14 protein-coding genes are annotated in these 15,620 nt (G+C 66.0%); 10 read left to right on the top strand and 4 right to left on the bottom strand.

The features are described 5' to 3' along the window. The first annotated feature begins 5 nt into the window (after window positions 1–5). From cobN to ACWPW1_RS12135, 3 genes are read left to right on the top strand one after another with little or no spacing between them, the layout of a single operon-like run. A complete protein-coding gene (cobN, locus tag ACWPW1_RS12145; protein ID WP_454253029.1) occupies window positions 6–3,755 on the top strand; it encodes a cobaltochelatase subunit CobN in 3,750 nt (1,249 codons plus the stop codon). A 1-nt stretch (window position 3,756) separates the two neighbouring features. After that, window positions 3,757–4,803: an ATP-binding protein gene (locus ACWPW1_RS12140; RefSeq protein WP_454253028.1), complete on the top strand. Its 1,047-nt coding sequence runs from the start codon at window positions 3,757–3,759 to the stop codon at window positions 4,801–4,803. 2 nt (window positions 4,804–4,805) lie between these two features. After that, the gene (locus tag ACWPW1_RS12135) at window positions 4,806–5,468 is read left to right on the top strand and encodes a vWA domain-containing protein (RefSeq protein ID WP_454253916.1); all 663 of its coding nucleotides are present in this window, start codon (window positions 4,806–4,808) and stop codon (window positions 5,466–5,468) included. 129 nt (window positions 5,469–5,597) lie between these two features. Here the strand turns inward: ACWPW1_RS12135 and ACWPW1_RS12130 are convergent, their stop codons facing one another. The 4 genes from ACWPW1_RS12130 to ACWPW1_RS12115 form a co-directional block, all read right to left on the bottom strand. After that, complete coding sequence (locus tag ACWPW1_RS12130; RefSeq protein WP_454253027.1) at window positions 5,598–6,518, bottom strand: metal ABC transporter substrate-binding protein; 921 nt, start codon at window positions 6,516–6,518, stop codon at window positions 5,598–5,600. Window positions 6,519–6,529: 11 nt separating this feature from the next. Continuing rightward, on the bottom strand, window positions 6,530–7,399 hold the full coding sequence (locus tag ACWPW1_RS12125) for a metal ABC transporter permease (RefSeq protein ID WP_059314989.1): 870 nt from the start codon (window positions 7,397–7,399) through the stop codon (window positions 6,530–6,532). Next, a complete protein-coding gene (gene aztA / locus ACWPW1_RS12120) occupies window positions 7,396–8,130 on the bottom strand; it encodes a zinc ABC transporter ATP-binding protein AztA (RefSeq protein WP_059314988.1) in 735 nt (244 codons plus the stop codon). The genes ACWPW1_RS12125 and aztA overlap by 4 nt, the downstream gene beginning before the upstream one ends. Before the next feature lie 274 nt (window positions 8,131–8,404). After that, entirely contained in the window at window positions 8,405–9,502 is a 1,098-nt protein-coding gene (locus tag ACWPW1_RS12115; protein ID WP_271654956.1) for a DNA topoisomerase IB, read from the bottom strand. An 81-nt stretch (window positions 9,503–9,583) separates the two neighbouring features. Between ACWPW1_RS12115 and ACWPW1_RS12110 the strand changes: the two genes are divergently transcribed. The 7 genes from ACWPW1_RS12110 to ACWPW1_RS12080 all read left to right on the top strand — a co-directional run bounded on the left by ACWPW1_RS12110 (window position 9,584) and on the right by ACWPW1_RS12080 (window position 15,446). Next, on the top strand, window positions 9,584–9,841 hold the full coding sequence (locus tag ACWPW1_RS12110; protein ID WP_271654955.1) for a DUF3253 domain-containing protein: 258 nt from the start codon (window positions 9,584–9,586) through the stop codon (window positions 9,839–9,841). Window positions 9,842–9,916: 75 nt separating this feature from the next. Continuing rightward, complete coding sequence (locus tag ACWPW1_RS12105; protein WP_271654954.1) at window positions 9,917–10,225, top strand: PepSY domain-containing protein; 309 nt, start codon at window positions 9,917–9,919, stop codon at window positions 10,223–10,225. Next, window positions 10,165–10,521 carry a PepSY domain-containing protein gene (locus tag ACWPW1_RS12100; protein ID WP_423815089.1) on the top strand — a complete coding sequence of 119 codons (357 nt, stop codon included), beginning with the start codon at window positions 10,165–10,167 and terminating at the stop codon, window positions 10,519–10,521. Before ACWPW1_RS12105 ends, ACWPW1_RS12100 begins: the two co-directional genes overlap by 61 nt. Continuing rightward, window positions 10,522–11,187 carry a response regulator transcription factor gene (locus ACWPW1_RS12095; protein WP_454253026.1) on the top strand — a complete coding sequence of 222 codons (666 nt, stop codon included), beginning with the start codon at window positions 10,522–10,524 and terminating at the stop codon, window positions 11,185–11,187. Continuing rightward, on the top strand, window positions 11,184–12,527 hold the full coding sequence (locus ACWPW1_RS12090; protein ID WP_454253025.1) for a sensor histidine kinase: 1,344 nt from the start codon (window positions 11,184–11,186) through the stop codon (window positions 12,525–12,527). The genes ACWPW1_RS12095 and ACWPW1_RS12090 overlap by 4 nt, the downstream gene beginning before the upstream one ends. Before the next feature lie 67 nt (window positions 12,528–12,594). Then, complete coding sequence (locus ACWPW1_RS12085; protein WP_454253024.1) at window positions 12,595–14,271, top strand: methyl-accepting chemotaxis protein; 1,677 nt, start codon at window positions 12,595–12,597, stop codon at window positions 14,269–14,271. A 125-nt stretch (window positions 14,272–14,396) separates the two neighbouring features. Then, complete coding sequence (locus ACWPW1_RS12080; protein WP_059314981.1) at window positions 14,397–15,446, top strand: AI-2E family transporter; 1,050 nt, start codon at window positions 14,397–14,399, stop codon at window positions 15,444–15,446. Window positions 15,447–15,620: the final 174 nt, after the last annotated feature.

Here is a 15,620-nt window from a genome sequence, read left to right as displayed (position 1 = left end):
CCTAGATGCATCTGCTGCGTACCCAGCCGGGCGGTTTCGTCCCGGACGATGGCATTGCCCACCTGGCGCAGACGCCGGGTGAAATCGTCGTCCTCTGCAGTGGCGACTCGCATCTGGCGCTCCTGGCCGAGGCCACCCGCACTCTGGATGACGGCTATCCCAGCCTGCGCCTGGCCAACCCCATGCAGCTGCAAAACCACGCCTCGGTGGATCTCTATGTCGAGGAGGTGCTGAGCCAGGCGCGGGTGGTGTTCATCTCCCTGCACGGCGGCCAGGGGTATTGGCGCTATGGCATGGAACGTCTCGCCGAGCTGGCCGCACGGGGTCTGACCCTGATCGCGGTACCGGGTTGCGATCGCCCTGATCCGGAGCTGATGGCCCTGGGTACGGTCGCGCCCGAGCTGGCCGATCGATTGTGGCGCTATCTGCGCCAAGGCGGTCTGACGAATGCCCGGGATTTTCTCCATTGCCTGGCCGCCGAATGCCTGGGTGCCAGCTACACTCACGAGGCGCCACGAGAATTACCGCGCGTGGCGGTGTACCAGCCCGAAGGCCTTGGCCTCGATGGCTGGCGCCAACGCTGGCAGCCGGATTGGCCGACGGCGGCGCTATTGTTCTATCGCACCCATCTGCAGTCGGCCAACACGGCTTTCGTTGATGTCTTCTGCCAGCAACTGCAGGCCCAGCGACTGAATCCGCTGCCTATCGCCGTGGCCAGTCTCAAGGAATCCGCTTGCCTGACGGAAGTGGAGCGGCTGGTGGATGAGACCGGTACCGCGCTGATCCTCAATACCACCGGCTTCGCTCAATCCAGTCCGGAGCGGCCTAACCTGGCTCCTTTCCGCCGACCGGTGCCGGTGCTCCAGGCCATCTGTGCCCAGGACAACCGCGAGCGCTGGCTGGAGAATCCCCAGGGCCTGGGCGCCCGCGACCTGGCCATGCACATCGCCCTGCCAGAGCTGGATGGGCGCATCATCACCCGGCCGATCAGCTTCAAGGGTCTGGCCTGGCGCTGCGAGCGCAGCCAGAGCGACGTGGTCAACTACCAGGCCGACGAGGAGCGCATGACCTTCGTCGCCCGCCTGGCGCGCAACTGGGTCGAGTTGGCGCGGCGCCCGCCGGCGGACAAGCGCATCGCCCTGATCCTGGCCAATTATCCGACCCGCGATGGTCGCATCGGCAACGGCGTAGGCCTGGATACCCCGGCGGCGGCCCTCAAGGTGCTGGAGGCCTTGCAGGCGGCCGGCTACCCGGTGGCCAATCTGCCGGAGAGCGGTACTGCGCTGATCGAGCGCCTGCTCGGTGGCGTCACCAACGACAGTGCCCTGCGCGATCTGCGCCCAGCGTTGCAGAGCCTGGCGTTGGACGACTACCAGGCGTTATTTGGCCAGTTGCCGCCGAGCCTGCAGCAGGCGGTGACCGAGCGCTGGGGGCCGCCCGAGGCCGATCCCATGCAGCGGCGTGGCCGGCTGATGGTGGCCGGGGTGCGCTTCGGCCTGACCTTCGTCGGCATCCAGCCGGCCCGCGGCTATGACGTCGATCCCGCTGCGGTCTATCATGACCCGTCGCTGGTCCCGCCCCACGGCTACCTGGCCTTCTACTTCTGGCTGCGCGAGGCCTATGGGGCGCAGGCGGTGGTCCACCTGGGCAAGCACGGCAACCTGGAATGGCTGCCGGGCAAGGGCGTGGGCATGTCGCAGGAGTGTTGGCCGGACGCCATCCTCGGGCCGCTGCCCAACGTCTATCCCTTCATCGTCAACGATCCGGGCGAGGGTGCTCAGGCCAAGCGTCGTACCCAGGCGGTGATCATCGATCACCTGATGCCGCCGCTGACCCGGGCCGAGAGCTATGGCCCGCTGCGTGACCTGGAACGCCTGGCCGACGAATACTACGACGCCAGCCTGCTGGATCTGCGCCGGGCCACCGAGCTGCGCGCCGAGATCCTGCAGCTGGTGCGCGAGACTGCCCTGGACCGCGAGCTGGGCTTGGTCATTACCGATGACCCCGACAGCTGGTTGCCGCAGCTGGACGCCTATCTCTGCGACCTCAAGGAATCCCAGATCCGCGATGGCCTGCACGTGTTCGGCGAATCCCCGACCGGCCAGCTGCGCCGCGACACCCTGGTGGCCCTGCTGCGCATTCCTCGCGGCGACGCCCAGGGCGGCAACGCCAGCCTGCTGCGTGCCCTGGCCAAGGATCTGCAGCTGGCGTTCGATCCTCTGGCCGCCGATCTTGGCGAGCCCTGGCAGGGCGACCGTCCGGCGTGCCTTGCCGCGCTTTCCGCGGAACCCTGGCGCACCCGGGGCGACACCCGCGAGCGTCTTGAGCTGCTCGCGCTCGCCCTGGTCGCCGCGATGGTGGATGGCGAACCACTGCCCTTGGCATTGGCCGACCTGCCGGCGACCCACCCGGTGCTGGAGCAGCTGGTCGCGCAGGTGGCACCGGCCCTGGATGGCTGTGGCCCTGCGGAAATCGGCGGCCTGCTGGCCGCTCTGGGCGGTCGCTTCGTCCCGGCCGGGCCCAGTGGGGCGCCGAGTCGCGGCCGACTGGACGTGCTGCCCACCGGGCGTAATTTCTTCTCCGTGGACGTGCGCAACCTGCCAAGCATGACGGCCTGGCGACTTGGCTGGCAGTCGGCCAACCTGCTGCTGGAGCGCCATCTACAGGAGGAGGGCGATCACCTGCGCCAGCTGGGCCTTTCCGTCTGGGGGACGGCGACCATGAGAACCGGCGGCGATGACATCGCCCAGGCCATGGCGCTGCTCGGCGTGCGCCCGGTGTGGCAGACCGGCAGCGCCCGGGTCGAAGACTTCGAGATCCTGCCACTGTCACTGCTGGATCGACCGCGGGTGGATGTCACCCTGCGTATCTCCGGCTTCTTCCGCGATGCCTTCGGTGGCCTGGTGCGGTTGTTCGATGCCGCGATCCAGGCTGTCGCCGCGCTGGACGAACCGGACGACCTCAATCCCCTGGCCGCCCAGGTGCGGCGGGAGCGGGCCGCGCTGGAAGCGGCCGGCATCGAGGCCGACCAGGCCCGGCGTCAGGCGGGCTGGCGCATCTTCGGCGCCCAGCCTGGGGCCTATGGCGCCGGTGTCCAGGGTGCGGTCGAGGAGCGCCAATGGCAGGACCGCAGCGAGCTGGCTACCGCTTATCTCAACTGGGGCGGCTATGCCTATGGCGCCGAGGACGAGGGCACTGCTGCGCGCGACGACTTCTCCCGGCGTCTGGGTCGCCTGCAGGCGGTGCTGCAGAATCAGGACAATCGCGAGCACGACCTGCTCGATTCCAACGACTACTACCAGTTCCAGGGTGGCATGCTGGCGGCTGCCGAGACCCTGAGCGGCCAGCGCCGCGCCAGCTACTTCGGCGACCATGCCCAGGCCGACCTGCCACGCATCCGCACCCTCAAGGAAGAACTGGGCCGGGTCGTGCGTTCGCGAGCGGCCAATCCCAAATGGATCGCCGGCATGAAGCGCCATGGCTACAAGGGCGCTTTCGAGATGGCTGCCACAGTGGACTATCTGTTCGGCTTTAGCGCCACCACCGAACTGGTGGAGGACCACCACTATCGGCAACTGGCCGATGCCTATCTGCTGGACGCCGATACCCGCGACTTCGTCGAGCGCCACAATCCCGAAGCCCTGCGCGACATGACCGAACGCCTGCTGGAAGCCCAGCAGCGCGGCCTCTGGCAGGAGCCAGGCGACTACCGTGAAGCCCTCGAACAGCTACTGATGGATATGGATGAAGCCTGAGATGACCGCTCCCGTCTTCCCCCTGGCCGCCGTGGTCGGCGCGGACGACCTGAAACTGGCGCTGTGCCTGAATGCCATCGACCCCCGGATTGGCGGGGTGCTGATCGAAGGGCCCCGCGGCATGGCCAAGTCGACCCTGGCGCGTGGTTTGGCGGATCTGCTCGGGGGTGGCCCCTTCGTCACTCTGCCGCTGGGCGCCAGTGAAGAGCGCATCGTCGGCACCCTGGATCTGAACGCCGCCCTCGGCGCGGGCCAGGCGCGCTTCGCGCCCGGGGTGCTGGCCGCCGCGGACGGGGGTGTGCTCTATGTCGACGAGGTCAATCTGCTGCCGGACCACCTAGTGGACCTGCTGCTGGACGTAGCCGCCAGCGGTCTCAACCGGATAGAGCGCGACGGCATCTCCCATGAACATGCTGCCCGTTTCCTGCTGGTAGGCACCATGAATCCAGAGGAGGGCGAGCTGCGTCCGCAGTTGCTCGACCGCTTCGGTTTCGCCCTGGCACTAGACAGCCGGCCGGCGCCGCGTGAACGCGCTGAGATCTTGCGTCGGCGACTGGCCTTCGATAGTGATCCCACGGCATTCGTCGCCCACTGGGAGCCTGATCAGGCGTGGTTGCGCGAACGTTGCGCCCAGGCCCGTGAGCGCCTGGCCAGCATTCCCCTGGATGATGCGGCCCTTGAGGCCATCACCTCGGGCTGCCACCAGGCTGGCGTCGATGGCCTGCGCGCCGACCTGGTCTGGCTGCGCGCCGCTCGAGCGCATGCCGCCTGGCGCGGCGCCATAGCGATAGAACACGCGGACATTACCGCCGTAGCCGACTTCGCCCTGCGCCATCGGCGCAGAGAGCCAGCGGATTCCGCTCAGACAATACCACCCCTGCAAAGTGAGTCACCTTCTTCCGCCACTCCTGAGCAGGGGATGGGTAACCAACAGGGACAGGGTGAAGGCGAGCCTGCGGGAGGTGAGGGAGACGCCTGGGGCGCTCTGGCACCGGAGCCTGTGGCAGGCGGCCCCAGACGTCGACTGGGCGGGCTAAAAAAGCCCTAGGCATCCGATCTCCCCACACCCAGGATCGCGATGCCCGGGTCGGGGTGGGCAAGGCGTCAGGCGGTCGTCAAGGCGCACGGTCGCCGGGCGCAGCAGGCGCCGTCGCCTGGGTGCCCACATTGCTCCGTGGTCGCCCGCAGCGCATGAGCGATCTCGTGCGCCAGCCTCGCAGTCAACGGCCAGCCCAACTCTGGCTGGTGATCCTCGATCACTCTGCGTCCACTCGTCGCCATGGCGCCCTGGCCCAGGCCAAGGGGGTGCTGGCCGACTGGTTCGAACAGGCCTATCGACAGCGGGTCCGGGTGGCGGTGCTGCAAGCGGCGGGCGCGCGACCCGAGTGGTCCTTCCAGGGGCAGCGTAGTGGCCAGGTGTTGCAGGCCTGGTTGGATCAGCTGGAAGCGGGCGGCGGCACGCCGTTATTGGCCGGGCTGGCGGAAGCTGAGGACTGGCTGGCGCGCCGCCGCCGGCAGCATCCCGGTGAAGAGTGTCAGCTGCTGCTGGTCACCGATGGGCGGCTGCGCGAGCTGGAAGGCCTGGCGGTCCCGAATTGTCCCATTCGGGTCCTGGACATCGAGCTGGGTCCGCTGCGCCTGGGGCGGGCAGGGGAACTGGCTCGCCGCCTGGGGGCGGAGTACCGGCATCTCGAAGAGGTGCCGGTCGTCTAGCCCTGTTGGGCTTCACTGCGCTCAGCCCAACCTACGGATGCTACGGACGTAGGTTGGGCTGCGACGGCTCTGCCGTCGAAGCCCAACGCAGCGAGGCTTCCGTCTTGCGTTGTCGGGAGGGTTCCGCTGTCAGTGTGCGCCCTTCATCGCCTTGACCAGGGTATCCACGTTGTAGCGGAACATGGCCGCGTAGGTAGGCGCCGGGCCATCGGCGGGTGACAGGGCCTCCACATAGAGCTCGCCACCCGGTTGCGCGCCGCTGGCCTTGGCGATCTGTTGTACCAGGCGTGGATCATTGGAGTTCTCGAAGAAGTAGGCGGCAACGTGCTCCTGCTTGATCTGGCGGATCAGCTTGGCGACGTCCTGGGCCGAGGCCTCGGCTTCGGTCGACAGCCCCAGGGGCGAGATGAAGGTCACGCCATAGGCATCGGCGAAATAGCCGAAGGCATCATGGGAGGTCAGCACCTTGCGCTGGGCCTTGGGTACCTGGCCAATCTGTTCGCGGGCATAGCGATCCAGGGCCTCCAGTTCGGCGATGTAGCGATCGCCGTTGGCCTTGAACAGGGCGGCATCGGACGGATCCACCTCGGACAACGCCTTCACCACGTTGCGGGTGTAGACGATCACGTTGAGCGGGCTGTTCCAGACGTGGGGATCGATGCCGCCATGGTCATGACCGTGGTCGTCGTGACCGTGTTCATCCTCGTCTTCTGCCATTTCCCGGGTCTTGACGCCTTGGCTGAGCACCACTGGCGGACGCGCCTGGCCGGAGGCCTTGATCAGCCGATCCATCCAGCCTTCCAGGTGCAAGCCGCTCATGAAGACCACGTCGGCCTGCTTCAGCGCCTGGGCATCGGCCGGAGTGGGCTCGTAGGCATGGGGATCGCCGTTGGGGCCGACCAGGGAGGTGACCTGCACCTGGTCGCCGCCTACTTGTTTGACCACGTCGGCGATTACGGTGAAGGTGGCGACGGCCTTGACCGGCGCGGCCTGTGCCTGGCCGGCAACGGCGAGCAACAGGGCGGCGCCCAGCGAGAACAGGGATTTCATGATGACTCCTTTCAGTGGGTGAGATGAGGGCGAGGACGTAGCCGCCGGTACAGGCCCAGACGGCCGAACAGCAGGGAAAAGAGGTAGCAGCCGCCAGCGGTAAGCACGATGGCGGGCCCCGACGCATAGCCAAGGTGGTACGACAGCACCAGGCCGACCAGGCCGCTGAGACTGGCGATGAGGCTGGCCACCGCCATCAGGCCGGGCAGGCTGGTGGCCCAGAAGCGCGCAGCCGTGGCCGGAAGCATCATCAGGCCCACCGCCATCAGGGTGCCCAGGGCCTGAAAGCCGGCCACCAGGTTAAGCACCACCAGCAACAGGAACAGCAGGTGATAGAGGGAGCCACGACCGCCAACGGCGCGCAAAAAGCCCGGATCGAAGCATTCCAGGGCCAGCGGTCGATAGATCACGGCCAGGACCAACAGCGACAGGGTGGCGATGCTGGCGACCAGGTAGAGCGCAGTGGAGTCGATGGCCAGGATGGTGCCGAACAGCACATGCAGCAGATCCACACTGGAACCATGCAGCGACACGATCAGCACCCCGGCGGCCAGGGAGATCAGGTAGAAACTGGCGAAGCTGGCGTCTTCGCGCTGATTGGTAAAGCGGCTGACCAGCCCGGCGAGTCCGGCCACCAGGAGCCCGGCGAGCATGCCGCCGATACCCATGGCCGGTAGTGACAGACCCGCGACCATGAAGCCCAGGGCTGCGCCGGGTAGCACGGCATGGCTCATGGCATCGCCTACCAGGCTCATGCGCCTGAGCATCAGCAGGACGCCGACCGGACCGGCGCCCAGCGCCAGGGCCAGGCAGGCAACCAGGGCGCGGCGCATGAAGCCGAACTCGACGAAGGGTTCGAAAAGCAGCTGATAGAGGGTCATGCGCGCTCACAGACCGCCGCGTTGGCGTCCCAGCGCTCGGCGAGATTGCGCGCCCGAGCCAGGTTGTCGGCTACCAGCACCTGCTCGGTGCTGCCCCAGGCGATGGCTTCCCGGGCCAACAGCAGGGTTTCGGGGAAATGCTGGCGGACCTGCTCAAGGTCGTGCAGCACGGCGATCACGGTGCGGCCCTGACCATGCCAGCGGCGGACTATGGTCAGCAGATCCGCAGTGGTTCGGGCATCGATGGCGGTGAAGGGCTCATCGAGCAGCAAGACGGGCGCGTCCTGCAGCAGCAGGCGGGCGAACAGCACCCGCTGGAATTGCCCGGAGGACAGGGCGCCTACCAGACGATCTTCAAGGCCTTCGAGACCTACCGCCCGCAGTGCCTGGCACGCCTCCTGCCGGTGGGCGGCGGTAACGCCACGCCAGATGCCCAGTCCGCGCCAGGCGCCTAACACCACGGTTTCGAGCACGCTGAGGGGAAAGCTGCGGTCGATCTCCGCGGCTTGCGGCAGATAGCCCAGGCGTCTTTGGGATACGGCCCGGTTGACCCGCCCGCTGACGGGACGCAAGGTGCCGGCGATGGCTTTGAGCAGGGTCGACTTGCCCGCCCCGTTAGGGCCGACGATGGCGGTGAGACTCCCGGTCCGAAAACGGCCACTGAGGTGGTGGATGGCTGGGTGACGCTGATAGGCCAGGGTCAGGTCCTGCAATTCGATGGCGGCGCTCATGGCAAGGCGACCGCCCAGGAGACCGCCAGCCACAGGGCGACCAGTGGAATGCAGGTGAGCAGCAGGCGAGTAGGGACGGAGAGCAGCAGGAGGGAAGAGCGGTGGGGTGCCATGATCGAACCTTGATTAACGTCTTTTAAGTTATAACATAACGTTTTTGGTGAGTCATCAAGGCGCTTGGCGGCTGTGTGAAGGCGACATGAGTGGGCAAGGCGCGCTACGAGCGGCCAATAGGTCAAGATGGAAGGGAAGGCGGCCTAAGCCGCCCTGATCATCAGGCGGCCTGGGTTTCCGCCATCCGCTGTTCCAGGCGTTGCAGGAAGTTGAGCAGCAGCACCTCTTCCTCCTTGAGGCCCTTGCGCTTGCGCGGTTTGGGCAGGGTGCAGAGGTCGCCGGCGAGGAAGGCATCCAGCACACCCGGATGGATATAGCACTTGCGGCACACCGCTGGGGTATTGCCCAGGGTGCGGGACACCGCTTTGACCATGTCCACCAGCTCCTTCTTGGCGTCGGTCTGGGTCTCGCAGCGCAGTTCACGCAGGGCTTCTAGCGCCAGGGCGCTGCCGGCCCAGGTGCGATAGTCCTTGGCTGTGAAGTCGGCGCCGGTCAACTCGTGCAGGTAGGCGTTGACGTCGGAAGAGGTCACGGTGTGACGCTCGCCATCGGCATCCACGTACTGGAACAGGTGCTGGCCGGGCAACTCCCGGCATTTCTTCACGGTACGTGCCAGGCGCGGATCGCTGACCTTGATGTTGTGCTCCACGCCGCTCTTGCCACGGAAGTGGAAGGCGATGGTGTTGCCATGGACTTCGGCGTGCCGGTTGCGCAGGGTGGTAAGGCCGTAGGACTTGTTGCTCTTGGCGTACTGGGCATTGCCAACGCGGATGAGGGTGGCATCCAGCAGGCTGATGACCGTAGCCATGACCTTTTCCCGGCACAGGCCTCGCCGGGCGAGATCCTCTTCCACGCGCTGGCGCAGCTTGGGCAGGGCCTGACCGAAGGCCAGCATCCGCTCGTACTTGTCGGTATCGCGGATCTCGCGCCAGCGGGGGTGATAGCGATACTGCTTGCGGCCGCGAGCATCGCGACCGGTGGCCTGCAGGTGGCCGTTGGCATCCGGACAGATCCATACCTCGGTATAGGCCGGCGGAATGGCCAGCTTGTTGATGCGCTCGACCTCGGCCTGGTCGCGAATGCGCTCGCCGTCCGGCGTGAAATAGGCCCATTTGCCGCGCAGCTTGCGCCGGCTCAGGCCCGGCTGACTGTCGTCGACGTAGCTGAGGTCGGGCGGCAAGGGGGTGCAGAGGGCGGTACCGGTGTCATCACGCTCGTCATCGGGGACGGGCAGGTCGGTCTGGGCGAGACGTTGCATTACTTTCGAGCGAGAGGTCATGACTACACCGACGTTTTCCTGGTCGAAACGGTGGACTCCAGGAAAAGGGACCGGGTTCTCATGACCGCACTCAAGCCGACCGACGCACAGTTGCGTGACGCCTTGCTGGCCAAGGCGGCGGCACGGCGCCCAGGCACGACCTTCTGCCCTTCGGAAGTGGCTCGCGACCTGGCCGCGGACTGGCGGCCGCTTATGGAGCCGCTGCGCCATGCGGCTCGCGAGCTGGCCCGCGACGGTCGGCTGCGGGTGACGCAGAAGGGCGAACCCTTGGATGCCGAAGTGCCCTGGCAGGGTCCGATCCGATTAAGCTTGGCTTAAGCGCCGTTTAAGTTTCGATTAATGGCGAATCGCTACTCTGGACCCAGATCGAACTGCAACCAGAGAGGAATCACCATGAAAAAGCTGACCACCATCGCTGCTGCCGCCTTCCTGCTCACCGGCGTGGGCGTAGCCCAGGCCCGCGACCTCGGCCCCGACGAAGCCCTCAAGCTGCGTGACAGTGGCAAGATCAAGAGCTTCGAGGTGCTCAACCAGGCTGCCATTGCCAAGCACCCGGGTTCGACGACCCACGAAACCGAGCTGGAAGAAGAATACGGCCGCTATGTCTACCAATTGGAACTGCGTGACCCCAAAGGTGTGAAATGGGATCTGGAACTCGACGCCACCACCGGCGAAGTCCTGAAAGACCAGCGCGACGACTAGGTGTCGCGCTTGTTGGGCTGCTGTTGCTCGGCAGCCTGCCACCCCTGATCCAGGCTCGCGATCTGGATCAGGACGAGGCCTTGAGACTTCGCAAGGAAGGGGTGATCCGCCCGTTGGAATCCCTGTTGCAACAGGTCAATGCTCGTTATCCCCAGGCACGGCTGCTGGAGGCCGAGCTGGAGGAGGAGGACGGCCAGTATCGCTACGAGATCGAGATTCTCGTCGATGATGTGGTCCGCGAGCTGGAAATTGGCGCGATGGACGGCGCCATCATGAAAGACGAGGTTGACGATTAGATGCGCTTGCTGCTGGTGGAGGACGACGTAGCCCTGGCCGACGAGATCGCCGCATTCCTTGCCCGCCAGGGTTATGCCGTCGACTGGCTGGCGGATGGTCGGGACGCGGCCTGGCAGGGCGCCCAGGAGCCCTATGATCTCATCGTGCTCGACCTCGGCTTGCCGGGACGACCAGGCCTGGAGGTGCTCGGCGAGTGGCGCGCCGCCGCCCTGGCAACCCCGGTATTGATCCTGACCGCCCGTGATAGCTGGGCGGAGCGTATCGAGGGTCTCAAGGCCGGTGCCGATGACTACCTAACCAAGCCTTTCCATCCCGAGGAGCTGGGCCTGCGCATCGCCGCGCTGCTGCGGCGGGTGCGGGGCGTGACCAATCAGCCGTTCCTGCAAGCCGCGGGGCTGGCGCTGGACGAGGCGCGCCAGTGCGTGGTTCGCGGCAGCGACACCATCCCCCTGAGCGCCGCGGAGTTTCGCCTGCTGCGCTGCTTCCTGCTGCATCCCGGGCAGATCCTGTCCAAGACGCGCCTGAACGATCATCTTTACGATGGTGAGAGCGAGCGTGATTCCAACGTCATCGAGGTGCACGTCAACCATCTGCGGCGCAAGCTGGGGCGAGACGTCATCGAAACACGCCGCGGTCAGGGCTATCGCCTGGGCGGTGTGGATTGAGGTCCATCCAGGCCCGGCTCAGGATCGGGCTGGTTGCCATTCTGCTAGTGGCGGGGCTGCTGCTGGTGCTGAGCGGTGCCTGGCTGGTGGACCACGCACTGCGGCGCTATCTGGAAACCGGGTTGCGCGGTGAGACGGAAAACCTGCTGGCTGCCCTGGTGCGCGGCCCCCATGGCCTGCAGTTGGACGAAGGCCGCCTGGGCAGCCTGTACACCCGGCCCCTGTCTGGCCGCTATTTCCTCATCGAGATTCCGGCGCTGGATATCCGCTGGCGCTCGCGCTCGCTCTGGGATGCCCAGCTTGAGACACCGTCCGCCGAAGGCCTGGCCGAAGCCCTGGCCGACGGACCCAGTGGCCAGCGGCTGCTCACCTATCGTGCCGACTACCAGCGCTATGGCCAGCGGGTGAGGGTAACCGTCGCCGATGACTACAATCCGCTGTTGGCGAGCCTGACCCGTATCCTTGGCCTCGGTGCCCTGTTAGGGCTGGCGACGCTGCTGCTGGTGTTGCTCCTGCAGCGGCTCATCGTCCGCCGCGCCTTGCGACCGCTGGACCAGGTGCGCGAGCAGATCGCCCAGCTGCATCAGGGGCGGCGCACGGCACTGGACGCCACGGTACCTGCCGAGCTGGTACCGCTGGTAGCCGAGATGAATGGGTTGCTGCGACACACGGATGAGGGCCTCAAGCGCGCGCGCCACGGCATTGGCAATCTGGGGCATGCGCTCAAGACGCCCCTGGCGGTGCTCACCAGCCTGGCCGAGCGACCCGAGCTGCAGGCGCTGCCTGATCAGCGCGACGTATTGCGCGAGCAGCTGGCACGCATCCGTGAACGGCTGGAGCGGGAGCTGCGGCGTGCCCGGCTCGCCGGCGAGGCCCTGCCCGGGGCGCACCTGGAGGTCGCGGAGCTACAGGAGCTCTGCGCGTTGCTCAGGCGCGTGCATGGCGAGCACCTGACCTTCGACTGCCAGCTACCGGAGGGGCTGCGCTTGCCCTGGGATCGGGAGGATCTGCTGGAGTTGTTTGGCAATCTGCTGGACAACGCGGGCAAATGGGCCACGCAGCGGGTACGCCTGGAAGTCCGGCAGGAGGAGGGGTATCTGATCTTGGTCGAGGACGATGGTCCGGGCGTACCGGAAGGTGAGCGTCAGGCCATCATGAGTCGCGGCAGCCGCCTGGATGAAGCCGTGGCGGGCCACGGTCTGGGACTGGGAATCGCGCGGGACATCGTCGACGGTTGCGCTGGAACCCTTGAGTTAGAAACCTCGGCGCTCGGTGGGCTCGCCGTGGTCATTCGCCTGCCGGCACCAGGAGTGGGTAAAAAAAATTCGTTCGGGAGGTGACTCCGCGGTCAAGTTCGCGGGCAGGAGGCCGATAACGGCCCAAGCTCTTGCGACCAAGGAGAAACCCATGAGCCTGAAAGTCAAAGTTACCCTGTTGGCCGTGCTACCCGTCTGCCTGTTTACCCTCGTACTGGGTGGCCTGTCCTACTGGGTATTGCATGAGCAGGCACTTAAGGATGTCACCGACGCCCGCGAGCGGCTGATGGCCCAGAGTCGTAGTGCGTTGCAGAACACCGTCGAGACGGCCATGACCGTGGTCAAGCCACTGTACGACAAGGCCGCGGAAGGTGATGCCGAGGCGCGCAAGGAGGCCATCCGCCTGTTGTCGTCGATCAGCTATGGCAAGGACGGCTATATCTTCGGCTACGACTCCAACGTCGTCCGGCTGTTCAAGGGCAATGACCCGGCCGGCATCGGCAAGAGCTTCAAGGACAACCGCGATCCTGCGGGTGTCTACCTCAACCAGGAGTTGGTGCGTGCCGGCAAGGACGGCTCTCACTTCAGCCGCTACAGCTCCTCGCTGCCGGGCAACAAGGACATGCTGGTCCCCAAGCTCGCCTACACCGATTACCTGCCCAAGTGGGACCTGGTGATAGGGTCGGCGGTAAACCTGGACGGTGTGGACGCCGAGGTCGCGGCGGTAGCCGATCAGGTCGCCGAGCGCACCCGTGCCCAGCTTTGGCTGATCCTCGGCGTGGCCGGCGTGCTGCTGGTGGTGATCGGTATCGTGGCGCACGTCTTCGCGGCGCGGACCCTGAGACCCCTGGCGCAGATTCGCGAGAATCTCGACGACATCGCTGCCGGGGAGGGCGATCTCACTCGCCGCCTGCCGGTCAACGGTCGCGACGAGATCGGTGAGCTCGCTGCCTCCTTCAATCGCTTCGTCGATCGGATCCAGGGCACCATCAGCCAGGTCGTCGACATCACCCAGCAATTCACCGGTCTGCTCGGCGATGTCGCCCGGCAGGCCCAGCACACCGATCGAGACATGCAGCGTCAGCGCAGCGAAACCGATCAGGTGGCCACCGCCATCAACCAGATGTCCGCTGCAGCCCAGGAAGTGGCCAGTAGCGCGCTGAAGGCCTCGGAGGCGACCCGGCAGACCGAGGAGCAGGGCCGTCTGGCCCGGGAAACGGTTGCCACCAGCGTGACGCGCATCCATGAACTGGTCGAAGAGGTCCGCCAGAGCAGCGTCTCCCTCGACGGCCTCAAGCAGGATGTGGGGGCCATCGTTGGCGTTCTGGATGTGATCCGCGCCATCGCCGAACAGACCAACCTCCTGGCCCTCAACGCCGCCATCGAGGCGGCCCGGGCCGGTGAGGCCGGTCGTGGCTTCGCGGTCGTGGCCGACGAGGTGCGGGAGCTGGCCAGTCGCACCCAGCAGAGCACCCAGGAGATCCAGGGCATGATCGATCGCCTGCAGCAGGCGACGGGGCGTGCGGTAGGTGCCATGGAGCGCTCGGGTGGCATGGGTGAGGCGACCACCGCCCAGGCCGAGCAGGCCGGCACTGCGCTGGCCGCCATCAGCGAGCTGATCGCCACCATCAACGCCATGAACATCCAGATCGCTGGCGCCGCCGAGGAGCAGACCGCGGTGGCCGAGGAGATCAATCGCAGCGTCCATACCATCGCCAATGCCGTCGACAGCATGGCTCAGGGTGCTCAACAGGGGGCCCAGAGCACCGCTGGGATGGTCGGCCTGGGCGAACGCCTGGACGGGTTGGTCCGCCAGTTCCGTGTATGATCCGGAGGCGCGCCGGAAGCTCCGGCGCGCCTCTCCAGGCCGAGTTGGGGGTGCTTATGGGAACCCCACGGCTTCCGAGGCTCTAAGCAAGGCCTGTCTTCCTTGTTTGGAATCGCGAAACGCCAATGAAAAGTGCTCGGCTGGAAAACAAGACGTTCCTGATCCTGCTGGTGGTGGTCTCGCTGGCCTTCGTCTGGATCCTCACCCCCTTCCTGGGCGCGGTGTTCTGGGGGGCCATCCTCGCCATCCTGTTCGCCCCCCTGCAGCGCTGGTTCGTCAGCCGCTTCAACAACAGACGTAACCTCGGTGCCCTCTGCACCCTGTTCGTGATCCTGCTCATCGTCATCCTGCCGGTGGTGTTCATCGCCATTTCCCTGGTGCAGGAAGGCTCCTTGCTCTACCAACAGATCAGTAGCGGTCAACTCAATTTCGGCCAGTACTACCAGCAGGTCTGGGGTGCGTTACCGGACTCGGTCCGTGGCGTCCTGCAGCGCTTTGGCGCTGGTGACCTGGATGGCATCCGCCAGAAGCTGTCCACCGGCGCCATGCAGGGCAGTCAATGGGTCGCCACCCAGGCGTTCAGCTTTGGCCAGGGCACCTTCCAGTTCCTCATCGGCTTCGGCGTGATGCTCTATCTGCTGTTCTTCCTGCTGCGCGACGGTTCGCAGCTGGTGGCGATGATTCGCAAGGCCATACCGCTCAGCGACATGCACAAGCGCAGCCTGATGGCCAAGTTCACCGCCGTGGTGCGCGCCACGGTCAAGGGCAACATCATCGTCGCTGCAGTGCAGGGCGCTCTGGGTGGCTTCATTCTTGGCGTGCTGGGGGTCCAGGGCGCCGTGCTCTGGGGTACCCTGATGGCCTTCCTATCGCTGTTGCCCGCGGTCGGCTCGGCGCTGATCTGGGTACCGGTGGCGATCTACTTCCTGGCGACCGGTTCGGTGCTCAAGGGAGTGATCCTGATCGTCTTCGCGGTGGTGGTAATCGGCCTGGTGGACAACATCTTGCGCCCTATCCTGGTGGGCAAGGACACCAAGATGCCCGACTACGTGGTGCTGATCTCCACCATCGGCGGCATGTCGCTGTTCGGTCTCAACGGCTTCGTCATCGGCCCGCTGATCGCGGCGCTGTTCATGTCGACCTGGGACCTGTTCAGCCACCGCGACGACATCTGAAAACCCGCTTGCGGTCTGCCTGGTGTCGGCCAGGCGTCGTTGAAAATGCGCTGGAAGGCAGCCCTGTTGGAAGCTCGTTTACTAAAGGTAAGCGGGCTTCCTCGGGCGGTTTCGCGGGCTCGTCCAGATCTTGTTCGATGCGGGTGTGCGAGCTCGCAAGCAGGCTTTTACTTG

It is taken from the genome of Pseudomonas sp. Marseille-Q7302 (assembly GCF_965111925.1).
This window is presented reverse-complemented; position numbering and strand designations above follow the sequence as displayed.

Bases quoted from the DNA above. Each gene is read 5' to 3' on its own strand.
- cobN (WP_454253029.1), top strand. From the start codon at position 6: ATGCATCTGCTGCGTACCCAGCCGGGCGGTTTCGTCCCGGACGATGGC.
- ACWPW1_RS12140 (WP_454253028.1), top strand. From the start codon at position 3,757: ATGACCGCTCCCGTCTTCCCCCTGGCCGCCGTGGTCGGCGCGGACGAC.
- ACWPW1_RS12130 (WP_454253027.1), bottom strand. From the start codon at position 6,518: ATGAAATCCCTGTTCTCGCTGGGCGCCGCCCTGTTGCTCGCCGTTGCC.
- ACWPW1_RS12125 (WP_059314989.1), bottom strand. From the start codon at position 7,399: ATGACCCTCTATCAGCTGCTTTTCGAACCCTTCGTCGAGTTCGGCTTC.
- aztA (WP_059314988.1), bottom strand. From the start codon at position 8,130: ATGAGCGCCGCCATCGAATTGCAGGACCTGACCCTGGCCTATCAGCGT.
- ACWPW1_RS12115 (WP_271654956.1), bottom strand. From the start codon at position 9,502: ATGCAACGTCTCGCCCAGACCGACCTGCCCGTCCCCGATGACGAGCGT.
- ACWPW1_RS12110 (WP_271654955.1), top strand. From the start codon at position 9,584: ATGACCGCACTCAAGCCGACCGACGCACAGTTGCGTGACGCCTTGCTG.
- ACWPW1_RS12105 (WP_271654954.1), top strand. From the start codon at position 9,917: ATGAAAAAGCTGACCACCATCGCTGCTGCCGCCTTCCTGCTCACCGGC.
- ACWPW1_RS12100 (WP_423815089.1), top strand. From the start codon at position 10,165: ATGGGATCTGGAACTCGACGCCACCACCGGCGAAGTCCTGAAAGACCA.
- ACWPW1_RS12095 (WP_454253026.1), top strand. From the start codon at position 10,522: ATGCGCTTGCTGCTGGTGGAGGACGACGTAGCCCTGGCCGACGAGATC.
- ACWPW1_RS12085 (WP_454253024.1), top strand. From the start codon at position 12,595: ATGAGCCTGAAAGTCAAAGTTACCCTGTTGGCCGTGCTACCCGTCTGC.
- ACWPW1_RS12080 (WP_059314981.1), top strand. From the start codon at position 14,397: ATGAAAAGTGCTCGGCTGGAAAACAAGACGTTCCTGATCCTGCTGGTG.